The sequence below is a fragment of the Streptomyces hoynatensis genome (assembly GCF_003626535.1).
In the GTDB taxonomy this organism is placed as follows: domain Bacteria; phylum Actinomycetota; class Actinomycetes; order Streptomycetales; family Streptomycetaceae; genus Streptomyces; species Streptomyces hoynatensis.
On the sequence record NZ_RBAL01000005.1, the window covers coordinates 52990 to 70013 of the forward strand.

General features: G+C 72.4%; 19 protein-coding genes. 7 read left to right on the top strand and 12 right to left on the bottom strand.

The window, feature by feature from the left end; all coding sequences use genetic code 11:
• Positions 1 to 4: 4 nt before the first annotated feature.
• From D7294_RS10495 to folP, 7 genes are all read right to left on the bottom strand, one after another.
• Positions 5 to 352, bottom strand: a complete 348-nt coding sequence (locus D7294_RS10495; RefSeq protein WP_120678060.1) for a hypothetical protein — start codon at positions 350 to 352, stop codon at positions 5 to 7.
• A 275-nt stretch (positions 353 to 627) separates the two neighbouring features.
• Positions 628 to 1257: a hypothetical protein gene (locus tag D7294_RS10500; RefSeq protein WP_120678063.1), complete on the bottom strand. Its 630-nt coding sequence runs from the start codon at positions 1255 to 1257 to the stop codon at positions 628 to 630.
• A 92-nt stretch (positions 1258 to 1349) separates the two neighbouring features.
• Positions 1350 to 2864, bottom strand: coding sequence for a WXG100 family type VII secretion target (locus D7294_RS10505; RefSeq protein ID WP_120678066.1), 1515 nt, complete (start codon positions 2862 to 2864; stop codon positions 1350 to 1352).
• On the bottom strand, positions 2864 to 3121 hold the full coding sequence (locus tag D7294_RS10510; RefSeq protein WP_147450811.1) for a hypothetical protein: 258 nt from the start codon (positions 3119 to 3121) through the stop codon (positions 2864 to 2866). Before D7294_RS10510 ends, D7294_RS10505 begins: the two co-directional genes overlap by 1 nt.
• Positions 3122 to 3172: 51 nt before the next feature.
• Positions 3173 to 3841 (bottom strand): hypothetical protein, encoded by a 669-nt coding sequence (locus D7294_RS31885; protein ID WP_158674605.1) that lies wholly within the window; start codon positions 3839 to 3841, stop codon positions 3173 to 3175.
• Positions 3842 to 3938: 97 nt separating this feature from the next.
• Entirely contained in the window at positions 3939 to 4451 is a 513-nt protein-coding gene (locus D7294_RS10520; RefSeq protein ID WP_120678072.1) for a nuclear transport factor 2 family protein, read from the bottom strand.
• On the bottom strand, positions 4448 to 5317 hold the full coding sequence (gene folP / locus D7294_RS10525; protein WP_174248321.1) for a dihydropteroate synthase: 870 nt from the start codon (positions 5315 to 5317) through the stop codon (positions 4448 to 4450). The genes D7294_RS10520 and folP overlap by 4 nt, the downstream gene beginning before the upstream one ends.
• A 508-nt stretch (positions 5318 to 5825) precedes the next feature.
• Here folP and folB point away from each other — a divergent pair.
• From folB to D7294_RS10540, 3 genes are all read left to right on the top strand, one after another.
• On the top strand, positions 5826 to 6185 hold the full coding sequence (folB, locus tag D7294_RS10530; RefSeq protein ID WP_120678075.1) for a dihydroneopterin aldolase: 360 nt from the start codon (positions 5826 to 5828) through the stop codon (positions 6183 to 6185).
• Positions 6182 to 6793 (top strand): 2-amino-4-hydroxy-6-hydroxymethyldihydropteridine diphosphokinase, encoded by a 612-nt coding sequence (gene folK / locus D7294_RS10535; RefSeq protein WP_120678077.1) that lies wholly within the window; start codon positions 6182 to 6184, stop codon positions 6791 to 6793. The genes folB and folK overlap by 4 nt, the downstream gene beginning before the upstream one ends.
• 256 nt (positions 6794 to 7049) lie before the next feature.
• Positions 7050 to 7556, top strand: coding sequence for a DUF3180 domain-containing protein (locus D7294_RS10540; RefSeq protein WP_120678080.1), 507 nt, complete (start codon positions 7050 to 7052; stop codon positions 7554 to 7556).
• A gap of 70 nt (positions 7557 to 7626) precedes the next feature.
• Here the strand turns inward: D7294_RS10540 and D7294_RS10545 are convergent, their stop codons facing one another.
• Positions 7627 to 8793, bottom strand: coding sequence for an ABC transporter ATP-binding protein (locus tag D7294_RS10545; protein ID WP_120678083.1), 1167 nt, complete (start codon positions 8791 to 8793; stop codon positions 7627 to 7629).
• Between the two features lie 41 nt (positions 8794 to 8834).
• On the opposite strand from D7294_RS10545, the gene D7294_RS10550 reads away from it, so the two are divergent.
• From D7294_RS10550 to D7294_RS10565, 4 genes are all read left to right on the top strand, one after another.
• Positions 8835 to 9575, top strand: a complete 741-nt coding sequence (locus D7294_RS10550; protein WP_120678086.1) for an ABC transporter permease — start codon at positions 8835 to 8837, stop codon at positions 9573 to 9575.
• Positions 9576 to 9582: 7 nt separating this feature from the next.
• The gene (locus D7294_RS10555) at positions 9583 to 10356 is read left to right on the top strand and encodes an ABC transporter permease (protein ID WP_120678625.1); all 774 of its coding nucleotides are present in this window, start codon (positions 9583 to 9585) and stop codon (positions 10354 to 10356) included.
• On the top strand, positions 10353 to 11405 hold the full coding sequence (locus tag D7294_RS10560) for an ABC transporter substrate-binding protein (RefSeq protein WP_120678089.1): 1053 nt from the start codon (positions 10353 to 10355) through the stop codon (positions 11403 to 11405). Before D7294_RS10555 ends, D7294_RS10560 begins: the two co-directional genes overlap by 4 nt.
• 143 nt (positions 11406 to 11548) lie before the next feature.
• Positions 11549 to 12328 carry a hypothetical protein gene (locus D7294_RS10565; protein WP_147450812.1) on the top strand — a complete coding sequence of 260 codons (780 nt, stop codon included), beginning with the start codon at positions 11549 to 11551 and terminating at the stop codon, positions 12326 to 12328.
• On the opposite strand, the gene folE is transcribed toward D7294_RS10565, so the two are convergent.
• The 4 genes from folE to tilS all read right to left on the bottom strand — a co-directional run bounded on the left by folE (position 12312) and on the right by tilS (position 17022).
• Positions 12312 to 12929: a GTP cyclohydrolase I FolE gene (folE, locus tag D7294_RS10570; protein WP_120678095.1), complete on the bottom strand. Its 618-nt coding sequence runs from the start codon at positions 12927 to 12929 to the stop codon at positions 12312 to 12314. The genes D7294_RS10565 and folE overlap by 17 nt on opposite strands.
• 99 nt (positions 12930 to 13028) lie before the next feature.
• Entirely contained in the window at positions 13029 to 15020 is a 1992-nt protein-coding gene (gene ftsH / locus D7294_RS10575) for an ATP-dependent zinc metalloprotease FtsH (protein ID WP_120678627.1), read from the bottom strand.
• Positions 15021 to 15141: 121 nt separating this feature from the next.
• Positions 15142 to 15696 (bottom strand): hypoxanthine phosphoribosyltransferase, encoded by a 555-nt coding sequence (gene hpt / locus D7294_RS10580; protein WP_120678629.1) that lies wholly within the window; start codon positions 15694 to 15696, stop codon positions 15142 to 15144.
• A 24-nt stretch (positions 15697 to 15720) separates the two neighbouring features.
• Positions 15721 to 17022 carry a tRNA lysidine(34) synthetase TilS gene (gene tilS, locus D7294_RS10585; RefSeq protein WP_120678098.1) on the bottom strand — a complete coding sequence of 434 codons (1302 nt, stop codon included), beginning with the start codon at positions 17020 to 17022 and terminating at the stop codon, positions 15721 to 15723.
• Positions 17023 to 17024 lie beyond the last annotated feature (2 nt).

Genomic DNA, 17024 nt, shown 5'->3' on the forward strand with positions numbered 1-17024 from the left:
CGGCTCAGGCCTTGCCGCCGCCGAACTGGATCAGCTTCAGCAGGGCCTCGGCGGCCGTCTTGACGTGCCCCATCTGGCCCGGCAGCACGAAGCCGACGCCCCGGGCGCCCCAGCCGGGCGAGACGTTGTACTTGGTGCCGTTGACCACAAGCGCCAGGGTCTTCCCGCGGGTGAACCGCACCATCGAGGCGCTGACCTGGGACACCGGCGCGCTGTCGATGGGCTGCTGGTCGCTGCCCAGCAGCGACAGCACGCCCTTGTCGACGGTCACGAACCCGTGCTGGGCGACCGGCCGCAGCCCCTTGCCGATCTGCACCTGGTCGAAGACGTACTCCGGCTCCTGCCCGGTCATCGCGCGCCAGCCTCCCGTGCCTTGCAGTGATGTGCGGTCGATATGCGGTCGATATGCGGTCGATATGCGGTCAACAAACTGTCACCATGCGGCCGGCATGCGGTCGTATGCCGTCATCCACGGCCCTGTGCGTCCCTGCGCCGGAGCGTCAGCGACCCGGCCATCTCGCCGGCCGTCGCCAGCATGGCGTTCCCCGGCACCGGACTCGACCAGCTGACGGTCATCTCCACAATTCCGTCACCAAAACCGGGCGGCACGCCTTCGGACCGGGTGGCTCAGACCGTCTCGTGTGCCGCGAACTCCGCGGACTCGGCGGGCCGCAGGGTCAGCGACTCGGCCATCTCGTCCGCCGTCTCCAGCATCGTGTTGCCGAAGGTCGGGCTCGACCAGCTGACGGTCAGCTCCACGACCCCGCCGGGGTAGCTCTTCGGGATCACGTAGTAGGAGACGTACTCCATGACCAGCTGGCGCTCGTCGCCCGGCACGTCGTTCAGGACGAGCTCGTGCACCCGGCAGGCCGGACCCGCGGGGAGCTCGACGACCTTCACGTCCGGCTCCTGGAAGCGGTACGGCTGCGGCTGGCGGGCGAGTTCCGCGATGGCCTCCGGCGTGCGCTGCTCCGGCGGCGCGTCCCAGGGCGCGACGAACGCCGTGATGGGCAGCATCGGCCGCAGCTCGGAGGGATAGGCCGGCGCGAAGACGATGACGGGCGAGGCGTTGCGCTCCAGGGCGCGGTCCCTGATCGCCTTCAGTTCCACGTACGCCTCCTCGGCGTACGCCTGGTCCAGTTCGCCGCCGCGGTCGGCGATCTGCTGCGCGGCGCGTTCCGCCACGTCCTCGGCGCTCATGTCGAGCTCGATGAACCCGCCCTCGGGATAGTCGAACCCGGCCACCCACTCGGCCACGGCACCTCTTCCTTTCCTCGCCTTGTGGCGTCTGTTGTGTCACCGGCGCGCCCGTGCCCGGGGCCGGCGGCCGGCCCCGGGCACCGCGGCGCTCACTGGACGGCGGCCTCCTCGGGCCGGTAGGTGAAGTCGCCGACGCCCGCGGCGTCGCCCGGGAGCGGGTTGTCGCCGCCGAGCGAGATGCCGTTCCAGTCGACGAGCGAGCCGACGCCGTCCTTGAAGATGAGGCCGCCGAGCCCGGAGGCCGCACCGGCGCCGCCCGCCCCGAGGAACGCGCCGCTGGCCCCGGCGAAGCCGCTGATCTGGGCGCCGTTCTGGGCGGCCCGGCCCAGCGAGAGGGCGTCGGCCGCCGCGCCCGGGTTGGCGAACACCGAGTGCGCGCCCGCGTGCAGGGCACCGCCGACGCCCGCCGTGCGGAAGGCGTTCGGGATGTTCCTGAGCCCGGCCAGGCCCTCGACGCCGGCCTGCCGCCAGGCGCTGCCGCTGAAGATGGTCCGCATGCCCTCGCCGAACTCGCTGGCGATTCCCCGCGGCCCGAACGCGGCGCGGCCCCAGCCCATGATCCCGGAGGGGTTGCTGAACCGGCTGGCGATGACGTTGGCGCCGTGCAGGCGGCCGGCCGTGCTGCCGATGATGCCCTCGGCCCTGGCGGTACGCGCGGCCCGGTTGCCGAACTGCATCATGCCGCGCAGGCTGCGGAACGCCGCGAAGCGCGAGGACTGGCCCGCCGCCCGCAGCGCCGGGGTGACGGCGCGGCCGATGCCGAAGGTGACGATGCCGACCAGGTCGAGCGCCGCGCCCAGCCAGTCGCCCTTGAGGATGTTGCCGAGCAGCGAGAAGCAGCTGGCGATGAGGGCGATGGTGCCGAGCACGGCCGCGAGCGCCTGCCCGATGACGGGTATCCAGCCCACGAGCAAGGCGAGGACACCCGCGATGGCCGCGATCTTGCTCGCCCATTCCCCGATCGCGATGAGGATGTTCTTGAGGCCGTCGAAGAAGGTCTTGAAGCGGTCGCTCCAGCCGTCCTTGAGGCCGTCGTCCCCGATGAAGTCGCCGATCGCGTTGGCCGCGGCGTCGGCGGCGTCGTCCTTCATCGTGATGAGGTTGTGCAGCTGGTTGCGCAGCCCGTTCAGCCGGGCCTGGGCGTCGTTGAGGTGGCCCTGCGCCTCGTCGAGGTCGCTCTGGGCCTGCTCGTTCTCCTCGTCGGTGCCGCCCTCGGTGTCGATCGAGTGCACCCGGTGCGTGTAGACCTGGATGTCGTCCTGCACGCTCAGCGCCTGGGTGCGCAGGTCCAGGCTCTGCTCCTGGGCCTCCTCGAAGGTCGGCCAGTACCCTGCCAGGGCGTTGGCCGTCGCGTCGTAGCGGCCCCACGCCTTGAAGACGTTGTCGGAGAGCTCGGTGGCCTTCTCCCGGAAGGCGTCACCCGACTCGCCGCGCCAGCCGTTGCTCGCGTTCGTCACGTTGCCCAGCAGGGTCTTGGCCCGCTCGATCGCGTCCGCCGTGCGGCGGTAGCGCGCCGCCGCCTCCCGCACGAGCTCCCAGTCCCCCGGAATCGGGTCCCTGCCGTCCTCGGTCAGTGGACTCCAGTCGGCCGGCCTCCCCGCCATCAGCCGTTCCCTTCGAGCGAAGCCACCAGTTGGTCCTCAATGCCGTCGAATGCCTCGCCGGCCTCCTTCGCCTTGTCGGCGAAGGCCTTCAGCGTGTCCATCAGCGCCCGCCGCTTGTGGTGCCAGTTCTCCGCGAACTCGCGTACCTCGTGCGCCAGATGGTCGTTGCCCACCTCGTCCGCGTAGTCCGAGGCCAGGTCCTCGGAGTCCTCGAACTCGGCCGCCACGAAACGTAGTTGTGCCCCCAGCTCGGTCACTTCCGAGGGGGTTACTTCTATGTCGTGACCCATTTCTCAGCTCCTACGGTGCTACGACCACCGCAGCGATCCCGCGATGGCGTCGAACATATCCACCAGCGCGTCCGCCAGCTCCGGTATCGGTGTACTGAACGTCAGCAGCAGCCAGGCCCCCGTGTTGGGCACTGGTAGGTAGAAGTCAAGCAATGTATTGGGACGCTCTTCCGGCTGTCCCAGTTCCTTGGAATCGGGGGACAACTCGGTCCGCCGGCACCGCACGGCGGGCCCCGAGGGCAGCTGCACCACCGAGACCGCGGCGCCCTCCCCGTGCTTGTCCCGCAGCCCGTCGGCCAGCATCTCCGGCGGAAGCTGCACGCCCGGGTGCTCCGGGTCCTCCGGCTCCGAGGACACGAGCAGGGTCGCCGGGATGGGCACGGCGCCGACGCCCTGGGTGGACAGGTAGAGCTCGATCCCCTCCCGGGAAGCGGCCTGTTCCACGACGTTCGCCAGCAACTCGCCCAGCTCGTGCCGCTTGGCGGCGTCCTGGTCGCGGTTCGGGTAGGTCATGTCGACCAGGGTCTTGACCGAGCGCTCGCGCTTGGCCTCGGAACCCAGCGGTATCCGGAACCAGTCGGTCGGCGTGAGCATCCGGTAGCGCGACGGCGGCCGCAGCTCCCGCGGCAGCTCGGGCTCCGGCCCCTCGTCCAGCGCCTTCTGCGACGCGTGATCTTCCGCCAGCACGCGGAGTTCCCCCTGCCACGTGGATTATGTGTCGAACCAGAGAATGACCGTATCTCGCCGGTCAACGCCGAGGCAACACGCGTTCGCAGGGGGGTCCTCAGCCGATCTCGGTCAGGCCGCCGCCCTCGCCCTCCCCGTTCCCCGGGCCCTCGTTCTCCTCGCCCATCCCGCCGTCCTCGCCCTCCTCACGCTCGACGAGCACCGGCGAACCGTGGTGCGACCACAGCTTCCAGGCGCCCTCCGCGGTGCGGCGGAACAGGTTGGTCGCCACGACGAGCCCGCCGACCAGCGGCCCCGTGGAGCCGTCCGCCTCGGCCGGGCCGCCGCTGAGGATGTTCTCGGTGCAGGTGACCAGGGCGGTGTCCCCCGCCACCGAGACCTCCACGTCGGTCAGGAAGAACTGGATGTACTCGGTGTTGGCCATGATCAGCGCGTAGGAGCGCATCACCTCGCCGCGCCCGCTGATGACCGGCCACCCCGGGTGGACGACGCTGATGTCCTCGTCCAGCCACCGCTCCGCCACCGCGTCCAGGTCGCCGCGTTCGAGCGCCTCGTACAGCGCGGCGTTGGCGGCGGCCACCGCCTCGGAGTCGGAGGCCGGCGTGCTCATCGCGGCTCTGCCCCGGCCGCGGCGACGGCCTCGGCCACCCGGACCGCGTCGGCGCTGGCCCGCACCTCGTGCACCCGCACCGCCCAGGCGCCGGCCGCGGCGGCCAGGGCCGTGACCGCGGCCGTGGCCGCGTCGCGCTCGCGGGCGGGCGGGGGGCTGCCGCCCGGGCCGGCGAGCACCCGGCCGAGGAACCGCTTGCGCGAGGCGGCGATCAGCAGCGGCCTGCCCAGTTCCGCGCGCAGCCGCGCCGCCGCGGCCACCAGCGCCAGGTCGTGCTCGGCCCGTTTGGCGAAGCCGAGGCCGGGGTCGGCGATGATGCGGTCCGCCGCGATGCCGCCGGCCACCGCCGCGTCCAGGCTGCGCCGCAGCTCGTCGATCACCTCGCCGACGACGTCCGCATAGCCGGCCCGCTCGTTCATGTCGATGCTCTGCCCGCGCCAGTGCATCACCACGAAGGGCACCCGCGCCTCGGCCACCGTGGGCACCATCCGCCCGTCGGCACGGCCGCCGCTGACGTCGTTCACCAGCCGGGCGCCCATGGCCACCGACCGCTCGGCCACCGAGGCGCGCATCGTGTCCACGCTCACCAGGACGCCCTCGGCGGCCAGCTCCCGCACGACCGGGATCACCCGGCGCAGCTCCTCCGCCTCGTCCACCCGGGTCGCGCCGGGCCGCGTCGATTCGCCTCCGACATCGATCAGATCGGCGCCCTGGGCGACCAGGTCGAGGCCATGTTTGATCGCGGCCTCCGGGTCGAACCACCGGCCGCCGTCGGAAAACGAGTCGGGTGTGACGTTGACCACCCCCATCACCGCGCAGCGGTCCCACCCCGGGAGTCCTGTCACCTGGCCGTGCGAGAGGGTCATGGCACCAGAGTAGGGGCCACACCCCGGCCCCGCCGGGGCGAGGGGAACAACGCCGGGGCGGGTGGCGCTGTCCCCGCAGGGCCGGGCTTCGCAGGTAGATTCGAATGCCCCGGGCGGGAGCCGGCACCCCGGGTCCGGCCGGCCCACGACCACGCGACGACCCCCGCCGACCGGACAGCGACCAAACACCGACCAGACAGCGATCGAAAGCGCCTGGCCACCGAGCAGACAGCGAGCACACACCGACCAGACAGCGAGCAGAAAGCAGCGAACGGACGTCAACCGGCGTGCGGAGACGAACTCCGCCGGCGAGCCCCTTCGTCCCGCGGACGAACCCCCCAACGGGCCGCGGCCGAACGTGACCCCGAGCGTGACCGTGGGTAAGTGACCCAGAGCCGCGAAAACGGGCAACGCGCAGCAAATCAGCGAAACCCCGAGCACAGAGAACCCGAAGATCCCGGCAAGGCCGGGACCAGACGCAGGACAGAGACGAAGGGAAGTGAGCGCCGTGGACCGGATCGCGCTGCGCGGACTGCGAGCCAAGGGCTTTCACGGAGTCCTGCCGCGGGAGCGCGCCGAGGGCCAGCCGTTCGTGGTCGACGTGGACCTCGGCGTCGACACCAGGGCGGCGGCGGCCCACGACGACCTCGCGCGGACGGTCGACTACGGCCTGGTGGCCGAGCAGGTCACCGCCGTCGTCACCGGCGAGCCGTGCGACCTGCTGGAGACGCTCGCCCAGCGCATCGCCGACCAGTGCCTGAGCCACGAGGCGGTGCACGAGGCGATCGTCACCGTGCACAAGCCGCAGGCGCCCATTTCGGTGCCCTTCGCCGACGTGACCATCACCATCAAGCGGAGCCGAGCATGACCCCCATGAATGCCGCGTCATCCCCCGATCCCACCGTCCAGCCGGTGCCCGCATCCGTCGTCCGCCAGGTGGACGCGGCGGACGCCACGTTGCACAACCCGAAACGCGCCGTCCTCTCCCTCGGCAGCAACCTGGGCAACCGCCTGGAGACGCTCCAGGGCGCCGTCGACGCCCTGGAGGAGACCCCGGGCCTGCGCGTGAAGAAGGTCTCGCCGGTGTACGAGACCGCGCCCTGGGGCGTACCCGAGGGCAGCCAGCCCTCCTATTTCAACGCGGTGGTGGTGGTCAAGACGACGCTGCCGCCCTCCTCCCTGCTGGAACGCGCCCACGCCATCGAGGAGGCGTTCGAGCGCACGCGGGACACCCGCTGGGGGCCGCGCACCATCGACGTGGACATCGTGGCCTATCAGGGGGTCGTCTCCGACGACCCGGCGCTCACGCTGCCCCATCCCCGGGCGCACGAGCGGGCCTTCGTCCTGGTCCCGTGGCACGATGTCGAGCCGGGCGCCGAGGTTCCCGGCCGCGGCCCGGTCGCTGAGCTGCTGGCGGACCTGGCCGCACAGGGGGTCACCCGCCGCGCGGACCTGACGCTGATCCTGCCGGAGTGACCGGCCCCACCGGGGCGGCACCGGGCAGGGGCGGCGGCCCCGGCACGACCGCGGCCCCCTGAGAGAACGGCACAGGCACCATGCACCACCCGACAGACGGCACACCAGGCACCACGCACGGCACGGACGGCAACGCCTACGGCACCCCGTATGGCACCCCATACGGAACTCCGCACCGGACCGTGCGCGGGAACTCGCAGGAAGACTCGCAGGAAAACTCGCAGGGAAACTCGCAGGAAGAGGGGCGCGAACAGCGGTGAATCAGCTGCGGATCAGGACACTGGCCGGACTGTGCGTCGTGGCCTTCGCCCTGGCCTGGGCGGTGGCGGGGCTGTGGGAGTCGCTCGACCGGACGCTGCCCGCGGTGCCGCTGCTCGCGCCCGTCATCCTCGGCCTCATCGCGGTCGTCCTGCTCGTCACCGCGCTCTCCCTGCGCTCCCGGCTGCGCGCCTGGCGCGAGCGGCGCCCCGACGCGAAGCCGGTGGACCGGCTGATGGCGGCCCGCGCGGTCGTCTTCGGGCAGGCCAGCGCCCTGGTTTCGGCGCTCGCCTGCGGCCTGTACGGCGGCTTCGGCCTGTACCTCGCGCTCCACGAGTGGGACGTCCCCAACCGCAGGGACCAGGCCCTGTACGCGCTCCTGGCCGTCGTGGCCTCACTCGGGGTAATCGCCGCGGCCCTCTTCCTGGAACGGGTCTGCCGGCTCCCCGACGGGGACGACGAGGGCCGGGGCAACCGCAACGGGCCCATAGGCTCCCCGATATGACCCGGCTCCCCGGACGACGGGGCCCGGGACGCCGGCCCCGGGAGGCCGCGCCCCGGCCCGCCCCCAGGGCTCACATGCCGGCGATCTCCAGCTTCACGGCCGCCCGTTCCACATCCCTGGCGTCGGCGTCGATCGACCTGCGCAGCGCCTCGTGCAGGCTGGCCGGCGTGAGCACCCCGAGGAAGCGGTCGCGTTCCCCCGGGTCGAGGACGGCGATCCAGCCCGCGTCGTACTGCAGCATCGTGCTGAACGCCTGCTTGAGCGAGGCGCCGAGCGGCAGCCAGGCATCCATCCGCTTGGCATGCGCGGCGACGCTGCCCGGCAGTTCCCGGCCGCTCTCCGGTATCGGCACCCAGCCGTGCAGCGCGTCCCGCTCGTCGAGGACGACGGCCCAGCGCACGCCGTCCTCCCGCATCCGCGAGGCGGCCAGCGCCATCGGGTCCGCGAGGTGCACCACCGGCGGCTGTTCCAGGTCGCCCTTCTCCACCGGCGTCACCGACAGGCGCTTCAGCCCGCGGTCGCTGCCGACGAAGGAGGCCACGTACGCGTTGGCCGGCGCGCCCAGCACGGCCGCCGGCGTGTCGAACTGCTCGATCCTGCCCTGCCCGTAGACGGCGATGCGGTCGCCGAGCCGGACGGCCTCCTCCATGTCGTGGGTGACGAAGAGCACCGTCTTGCGCACCTCGGCCTGGAGCCGCAGGAACTCGCTCTGCAGCCGCTCGCGCACCACCGGGTCCACCGCGCCGAAGGGCTCGTCCATCAGCAGCACGGGCGGGTCGGCGGCCAGCGCCCTGGCCACCCCGACCCGCTGCCGCTGGCCGCCGGAGAGCTGCTCGGGGTAGCGGCCGCCGTACACCTTGGGGTCGAGGCCGACCAGTTCGAGGAGTTCGGCGGCCCGCCGGCGCGCGTCGGCGCGGCGCCAGCCGAGCAGGTGGGGGACGGTCGCGGTGTTGTCCAGCACGGTGCGGTGCGGGAAGAGGCCGACCTGCTGGATGACGTAGCCCATGCGGCGGCGCAACTTCACCGGGTCCCAGGTGGCCACGTCCTTGCCTTCCAGCAGGATGCGCCCCGAGGTGGGCTCCTCCAGCCGGTTGACCATGCGCATGGTGGTGGTCTTGCCACAGCCCGAGGGACCGACCAGCGTGACGAGTTCGCCTTCGCGAACCTCCAGGTCGAGGTCGTCCACGGCGACGGTGCCATCGGGGTAGCGCTTGGACACGTGCTCGAACCGCAACATGTTCATCATTCTGTCAGCTTTAACGGCTAGGGTGCTGGAGCATGAGTGCGCACGCCCGGAACTGTCTGGCGGCCAACGACTGGATCTGCGGCGAATACCTGCGCAGCCGGAGCGAAGAGCTGACCGACGCGACCGTCGAGCACATCGTCATCACCCTCAGCGCCGTCGGCCTGGCGATCCTCGTCGCCTTCCCCCTCGCGCTGCTGGCCCGGCGCTGGCGGATCGCGGCCGGCGGCATCCTCAGCCTGACGACCGTCCTCTACACGATCCCCTCGCTGGCGATGTACGCGCTGCTGCTGCCGGTCTTCGGCATCTCGGCATCCATCGTCGTCACCGGCCTCGTCCTCTACTCGCTCACCGTCCTCGTGCGCAACATGCTCGCCGGGCTCCAGGCCGTGCCCGAGGAGGCCCGCGAGGCGGCCAGGGGCCTGGGCTACGGCCCGGCCAGGCTGCTGTTCGCCGTCGAACTGCCCCTCGCCCTGCCCGCCGTGATGGCCGGGGTGCGGATCGCCACCGTCTCCGCCGTCTCGCTCACCACCGTGGGCGCGATCGTCGGCCACGGCGGCCTCGGCAACCTCATCTACAGCAGCCTCGACAGCTACTTCAAGGCCCAGGTCCTCACCGCCTCGGTGCTCTGCGTGGCCCTCGCCGTCGCCGCCGACCTGCTGCTGCTCCTCGTGCAGCGGCTCCTGACCCCGTGGGCCAGAGCCGGTGGCGGCGGGCGGCGCACCAGGCGGCGCCCGGGCCCGGCCCCGGCACCCCGCGCCGAGGAGGTGGCCTGAGATGAACCTGAGCGTCATCCCCGACGCCTGGTCCTGGCTGACCACCGCGGACAACTGGTCGGGCAGCGGCGGGGCCGCGCACCGGCTCAACGAGCACCTCTACCTGACCGCGGTCTGCCTCGTGCTGTCCTGCGCCATCGCCCTGCCGCTCGCCCTGTGGCTGGGGCACGGCGGCGGGCGGCGGTTCGGCGGCGCGCTGGCGATCAACATCTCCAACGCCGGGCGCGCGGTGCCCACCTTCGCCGTGCTGGTGCTGCTCACCCTCGGCCCGCTCGGCACCCACGGCGACCTGCCGACCGTCATCGCCCTCATCCTCTTCGCGGTGCCGCCGCTGCTCACCAACGCCTACGTCGGCATCTCCCAGGCCGACCCGAGCGTCGTCCAGGCCGCAAAGGGCATGGGCATGTCCCACCTGCAGGTCCTCGGCCGGGTCGAGATCCCCCTCGCCTTCCCGCTGATCATGACCGGCGTGCGCACGGCGGCCGTGCAGATCGTCGCCACCGCCACGCTGGCCGCCCTGCCGGGCGGCGGCGGCCTCGGCCGCATCATCACCGCGGGCTTCCGCACCTACCGCACCCCGCAGGTGGTGGCCGGCGCCGTGCTCGTCGCGCTGCTCGCCCTCGCCGTCGAGGGCGTGCTCGCGCTGGCCCAGCGGCTCCTCGACCCGGGCCGCAGGCACCGGGTCCGCGAGGCCGCGCCCGCGCCGGCCGGCGAGGCGCCCCACGAGCCGCCCACCGGCCGGCCCCGACCCACCCGACCCCTCACAGGGAGCACCCAGTGACCACCACTGACACGTCCGCCACCGACTCGCCCCGTCCGAGCGGAAGCACCGGAAGCACCGGAAGGGCGCCCGGTGGCCTCGGCCGCGCCCTCCTCGCCTTCGGCAGCGTCGCCACCCTCGCCCTGACCCTGGCCGCCTGCGGCGGGGACAGCCTGGAGGAACAGGACAGCGGCGGCTCCAGCGGCGGCGGCAGCGGCTCGGAGGAGCCCGCCGGGGGCTCGCTGACCATCGGCGCCGCCAGCTTCACCGAGTCGACGGTGATGGCCGAGCTGTACGCCCAGGTCCTCGACGAGGCCGGCTACGACACGACGGTCACCACCGTGCAGAACCGCGAGCTCTACGAGCCCGACCTGGAGGACGGCAACATCGACATCGTCCCCGAGTACGCCGCCACCCTGGCCGAGTTCCTCAACGCCCAGGTCAACGGCGCCGACGCGGAGCCGGTCGCCTCCCCCGACATAGCCGACACCCTCGCCGCCCTGCGGGAGCTCGCCGAGCCGAGGGGCCTGACCGTGCTGGACGCCGGGGACGCCGTGGACCAGAACGCCTTCGCCGTCACCGAGGACTTCGCGGCGGAGCACGACCTCAGGACGCTCTCCGACCTCGGCGAGGCCGGCGTGCCGGTGCGGCTGGCCGCCGGCGACGAATGCCCGGAACGGCCGTTCTGCGAGCCCGGCCTTGAGGACACCTACGGCATCGAGGTCACCGAGATCGACCCCAAGGGCGTGGGCACCGTCCAGGCCAAGCGCGCCGTCGAGCGCGGCGAGGACGACATGGTCCTGGTGACCACCACCGACGCCACCCTGGAGGACTTCGGCCTGGTGCTCCTCGAGGACGACCGTCACCTGCAGCTCGCCGACAACCTCGTCCCCGTCCTCAACACCGAGAGCGCGGGCGACGAGGAGATCGCCACCGCGCTCAACGGCCTCACCGAGACCCTCACCACCGAGGACCTGATCCAGCTCAACCGGCAGGTCGACTCCGAGCGCCTCAAGCCCGAGGACGTGGCCCACGACTACCTGGAGGAGCACGGCCTGATCGGCGGCTGAGCCCGGCCCGCACCGGTCCCCACCGGCTCCCGGCGCCCCCGCGCCGGCACCGTCGGCGCCCCTCACCGACCGGTACATAACCACCAGGGAACAACCGCCGGGTACCCTCCCGCGCAGCCGCGGCGTCACGGTAGGTTTCGCCCATGGCACGTGGACGTCACCGTAACGCGGCACTGCACCGAGTGCTGATCCCGGCCGCCCTCGGCGGCTCGGCGCTGCTGTGCGCGGCGGGGGCCTGGCTGGTGGGCGGCGAGCCGGGCGACCGGGACGCCCTGGTGCCGCGCGTCCTGGTCGCGGTGGCCGCGTTCGCCGCGGTGGCCGGCGCGGCCCTGCTGCGGCGCTGGGACCTGGAGGCGGGCCGGCAGGTGGCCCGGGAGCGGGCCGCCAAGGCGGGGATGAGCTGGCAGGTCGAGGAGAGACAGGCCGAGCTTGAGGAGGCCCAGGAGCTGGTCGCCGCCCTGGAGGAGAAGATAAGGGGCAAGCGCGCCGACCTCGGCCGGCTCCGCTCCGAGCACGCCGACCTGCTGCGCCGCTACGCCACGGCCGAGAGCGAGCGGGCCAAGGCCCTGGAGGGCCGCCGCCGGCTGGCCATCGAGGCGGCGGAACCCGCCAAGGCGCTGCCCGCCAGGGCCACCGACCACCGCGCGGCGAACGGCGCCCCGACCCCCCTCACCTACCTCCAGGCGTACGAGGCGCTCAACCGGCTCTCGCGCAACGCCGCCAGGCAGCGCGAGGCCGAGGCCGCCTCGGCCTACCGCGAGAGCGAGCCCTACGTCCGCCCGCGGCCCGAGGCGCTGCCCGAGGGGCAGCGGCCACGCGGGCTGCCCGCCGCGCCGCAACGCACCGGCGGCTTCGACTTCTTCGGCACCGGCAAGGTCGCGGGGCAGCGCAGGGCGCGCGAGGAGACTAGCGAGCGAGGATGAGGCTCATCGCCTCCGCCCTGGTGGCGGGGTCCCTGAGCTGACCGCGCACGGCGGAGGTCGTGGTCTTGGCGCCCGGCTTCCGCACCCCGCGCATCGTCATGCACATGTGCTCGCACTCCACGACGACGATGACCCCGCGAGGCTCCAGGATGCGCATCAGCGAATCGGCGATCTGCGTGGTCAGCCGCTCCTGCACCTGCGGCCGGCGCGCGAACACGTCGACCAGCCGCGCCAGCTTCGAGAGCCCGGTGATCTTGCCGCTGGTGGAGGGGATGTAGCCGATGTGGGCACTGCCGACGAACGGCACCAGGTGGTGCTCGCAGGAGGACATCACCTCGATGTCCTTCACCAGCACCATCTCGTCGTGCCCCAGGTCGAAGGTCGTGGTCAGCACGTCCTCCGGCTGTTGCCACAGACCGGCGAATATCTCCCGGTACGCCCGCGCCACCCGCGCCGGGGTGTCGCGCAGCCCCTCCCGGTCCGGGTCCTCGCCCACCGCGAGCAGCAGCTCGCGAACGGCCGCCTCGGCGCGCTTCTCGTCGAACTCGCCGATCGCGCCGCGCAGCGAGTCCCGCTCGCCAAGCGTCACTGGGTCAGTCATGGGCACCTCGCTTCTCGTCCGGCGCGCCCATTCGCACATACGGCCGCGCCCCTCACCATAACGTGAGAGGCGCGGCGGGTGATTCCTGAGGCGGGCCGGTCAGTCCTCGGTGCGGCCGTCCTCCACCGGCACCGCGTGCTCCAGGGTGCCGTTGGCCAGGTTGATCTCCTTGGTGGGGAAGCTCACCGGCGGCCGGGTGGAGGGGGTGCGGCGGGCGGAGCCGGTCCAGGCCGGGCGGCTCGGCCGCTTGACGACCCCGGCGAAGATCTCGGCGAGCTCCTCCTTGTTGAGGGTCTCCTTCTCCAGGAGGGCGAGCACCAGGTTGTCCAGGACGTCCCGGTTTTCCACCAGGATCTCCCAGGCCTCGTTGTGCGCGGCCTCGATGAGCTTCTTCACCTCGTCGTCCACGAGCCCCGCGACCTCTTCCGAGTAGTCGCGCTGGTGGCCCATCTCCTTGCCGAGGAACGGCTCGGAGCTGTCGGAGCCGAACTTGATCGCGCCGAGCCGCTCCGTCATGCCGTACTGGGTGACCATCGCCCTGGCCGTGTTCGTGGCCTTCTCGATGTCGTCGCCCGCACCCGTCGTCGGGTCGTGGAAGACCAGCTCCTCGGCCGCGCGGCCGCCCATCATGTAGGCGAGCCGGTCGAGCATCTCGTTGCGCGTCGTGGAGTACTTGTCCTCCTCGGGCAGCACCATCGTGTAGCCGAGGGCCCGGCCGCGGGAGAGGATCGTCACCTTGTGCACCGGGTCGCTGTTCGGAGAGGCCGCCGCGACCAGGGCGTGCCCGCCCTCGTGGTACGCGGTGATGATCTTCTCCTTCTGGCTCATGATCCGGGTGCGCTTCTGCGGACCGGCCACGACGCGGTCGATCGCCTCGTCGAGGAACTTGTTGTCGATCAGCTTGGCGTTGCCCCGGGCGGCGAGCAGGGCCGCCTCGTTCAGGACGTTGCTCAGGTCGGCGCCGGTGAAGCCGGGGGTGCGCCTGGCCACGGCCGCCAGGTCGACGTCGGGCGCGACCGGCTTGCCCTTCTGGTGGACCTTGAGGATCTCCAGCCGGCCCTGCATGTCGGGGCGGTCCACCGCGATCTGCCGGTCGAAGCGCCCCGGGCGCAGCAGCGCCGGGTCGAGGATGTCGGGGCGGTTGGTCGCCGCGATGAGGATCACGCCGCCCTTGACGTCGAAGCCGTCCATCTCGACGAGCAGCTGGTTCAGCGTCTGCTCGCGCTCGTCGTGCCCGCCGCCCATGCCGGCGCCGCGGTGGCGGCCGACCGCGTCGATCTCGTCGACGAAGACGATCGCGGGCGCGTTGGCCTTGGCCTGCTCGAACAGGTCGCGGACCCGGGAGGCGCCGACGCCGACGAACATCTCGACGAAGTCGGAGCCGGAGATCGAGTAGAACGGGACGCCCGCCTCCCCCGCGACCGCGCGGGCGAGCAGCGTCTTGCCGGTCCCCGGCGGGCCGTACAGCAGCACGCCCTTGGGGATCTTGGCGCCGACGGCCTGGAACTTCGCGGGCTCCTGAAGGAACTCCTTGATCTCCTGGAGTTCCTCCACCGCCTCGTCCGAGCCGGCCACGTCGGCGAAGGTGGTCTTCGGCGTGTCCTTGGTGATGAGCTTCGCCTTCGACTTCCCGAAGTTCATCACCCGGGAGCCGCCGCCCTGCATCTGGTTCATCAGGAACAGGAAGACGATGATGATCACCAGGAAGGGCAGGATCGAGAGCAGCATCCCGACGAACGGGTTCTGCGACTTCGGCGAGACGGTGTAACCGTCCTTCAGCTGGTCGTCCTGGAACTTCGACTGCAGCATGTTGGCGATGTCCTCGCCCTGCCCGTCGATGTAGTCCGCCTGGACCTTGCTGCTGCCGTCGATCTCCTGGCCGTCCTTGAGCTCGACCCTGATGGTCTGCTCATCGCCGGTGGTGAGCTCGGCCGACCTGACATGGTTCTGGCTGATCGCCTGTACGACCTCGCCGGTGTCCACGTGCTTGTAGCCCTCGGAGGAGCTGAACACCTGCATCAGCAGAATCACGGCGAGGACGGCCAGCACGATCCACATCACTGGCCCACGGAAATAGCGCTTCACGTCTATCCATACGGGGCGGCGCGCCCCGTCCCTCCTGCCACATCCAGGCACAGCCCCCGGTCGGGATCTGCTGTGCGCGCGGTGTCCTTGTCATCTCCAACGGTAGGGGATCGGCCCGTGTTCCCGGCTATCCGCTATAGACGTGCGGGGCGAGCGTACCGACGAAGGGCAGATTGCGGTACTTCTCCGCGTAGTCGAGGCCGTAGCCGACGACGAACTCGTTCGGAATGTCGAAGCCCACCCACTCGACCTCGATGTCCACCTTGGCGGCGTCCGGCTTGCGCAGCAGCGTGCACACCCGCAGCGAGGCGGGCTCGCGGGAGCCGAGGTTCGACAGCAGCCAGGAGAGCGTCAGGCCGGAGTCGATGATGTCCTCGACGATCAGGACGTGCCGCCCCTTGATGTCCGCGTCCAGGTCCTTGAGGATGCGCACCACGCCGGAGGACTGGGTGCCCTCGCCGTAGGAGGACACCGCCATCCAGTCCATCGTCACCCGCGAGGACAGGGCACGCGCGAGGTCCGCCATGACCATCACCGCGCCCTTGAGCACCCCCACCAGGAGAAGGTCCTTGCCCGCGTACTCCGCGTCGATCTTCACGGCAAGCTCGGCGAGCTTGGCGTCGATCTCTTCCTTGGTGATGAGCACCGACTCGAGGTCGGCTCCCAGGTCCTTCTCTCGCACCCGCGCCACTGCTCCGTACTGGCCTCAACCGTTCGCCTGCTGGAGGAACAGTCTGCCACCCTGCCTGCTGGCCTCCACGCGGCCGGGCAGGTTGAGCGGCCGCTGCCCCCGCCAGGCGGTGATCAGGCGGTCCGTCTCCTCGATGTGCCGGGCGAACAGCGAGCCCGCCGGGGCGCCCGCGGCGATGGCGGCCCGGCGCAGCACCCGGCGCCGCACGGCGGGCGGCAGCCGGTGCAGCGCGGCGATGTCGAGGGTGCCGTCCGGGCGGGTGGCGGCCCGCTGCGCCTCGGTGGCCCAGGCGTCGAGGGCGTCGGCGTCGTCCCTGGAGAGCTGGGCGGTGCGGGCGAGCGCGTCCACCACGCCCCTGCCGAGCGCCTTCTCCAGCACGGGCAGGGCCTCGTGCCTGACCCGGGAGCGGGTGTAGGCCGGGTCGGTGTTGTGCGGGTCGTCCCAGACCGGGATCGACTGCACCAGGCAGGCCTTGCGCGTGGTCTGGCGGTCGACGCCGAGGAAGGGGCGGCGGTAGCGGTGCGCGGCGGCGGGGGTGCCGGACAGGCCGCCGGAGACGGCGGCCATGCCCGAGAGCGAGCGGGTGCCCGAGCCCCTGGCGAGGCCGAGCAGGACGGTCTCGGCCTGATCGTCCCTGGTGTGGCCGAGCAGCACGGCGACGGCGCGGTGCCGGTCGGCCGCGGCGTCGAGGGCGGCGTAGCGCGCCGTGCGGGCCGCGGCCTCGGGGCCGCCCTCGCGGCCCACCTCGACGGGGACGACGTCCACGGGGTCGAGGCCCAGCTCGCGCAGCCGCTCGGCGACCTCGCGGGCGCGGGCGTCCGAGCCCGGCTGGAGGCGGTGGTCGACGGTGACGGCCCCGGCCCTGACCCCGGCCCGCGGGGCCTCGAAGGCGACGGCGGAGGCGAGCGCCATGGAGTCGGCGCCGCCCGAGCAGGCGACGAGGACCAGCGGGGCGTTCTGCGGGGAGTCCGGCGCGCCGGCGCCCCCGGGGCGGGCGGCCGGGACCTGGGAGCCCGGCGGGGGCTGGGGGGCGGGCCAGGCGGCGGGGGCCGGGGGCACGGGGGCCGCGGCGGGCGCGGTCCGGCCGGACGAGCCGGGGGAACCGGGGGAGCCGGAGGGGGCGGGAAGGCCCGGGGGCGGGGAAGCGGGGGCGGCGGGGAGGCCGGGAGCGCCGAATGCCGCGGCGGCCTCGGCGGGCCGGGTGGGCCCGGTGGGCTCGGGAAGCTCGGAGATCAAGCCGGGGAGATCGCGCAGGACGTCCTGGAGAACGCGGCGAACCGCCAGGCGTATCGCGGCGACCGCGGGGTGGGGACCCATAT

Coding starts and splice junctions, on each gene's coding strand:
- D7294_RS10520 (WP_120678072.1), bottom strand. CDS start 4,451: ATGAGCACGCCGGCCTCCGACTCCGAGGCGGTGGCCGCCGCCAACGCC.
- D7294_RS10495 (WP_120678060.1), bottom strand. CDS start 352: ATGACCGGGCAGGAGCCGGAGTACGTCTTCGACCAGGTGCAGATCGGC.
- tilS (WP_120678098.1), bottom strand. CDS start 17,022: ATGGGTCCCCACCCCGCGGTCGCCGCGATACGCCTGGCGGTTCGCCGC.
- D7294_RS10505 (WP_120678066.1), bottom strand. CDS start 2,864: ATGGCGGGGAGGCCGGCCGACTGGAGTCCACTGACCGAGGACGGCAGG.
- D7294_RS10550 (WP_120678086.1), top strand. CDS start 8,835: ATGAGTGCGCACGCCCGGAACTGTCTGGCGGCCAACGACTGGATCTGC.
- folP (WP_174248321.1), bottom strand. CDS start 5,317: ATGACCCTCTCGCACGGCCAGGTGACAGGACTCCCGGGGTGGGACCGC.
- folE (WP_120678095.1), bottom strand. CDS start 12,929: ATGACTGACCCAGTGACGCTTGGCGAGCGGGACTCGCTGCGCGGCGCG.
- folK (WP_120678077.1), top strand. CDS start 6,182: ATGACCCCCATGAATGCCGCGTCATCCCCCGATCCCACCGTCCAGCCG.
- D7294_RS10545 (WP_120678083.1), bottom strand. CDS start 8,793: ATGTTGCGGTTCGAGCACGTGTCCAAGCGCTACCCCGATGGCACCGTC.
- D7294_RS10565 (WP_147450812.1), top strand. CDS start 11,549: ATGGCACGTGGACGTCACCGTAACGCGGCACTGCACCGAGTGCTGATC.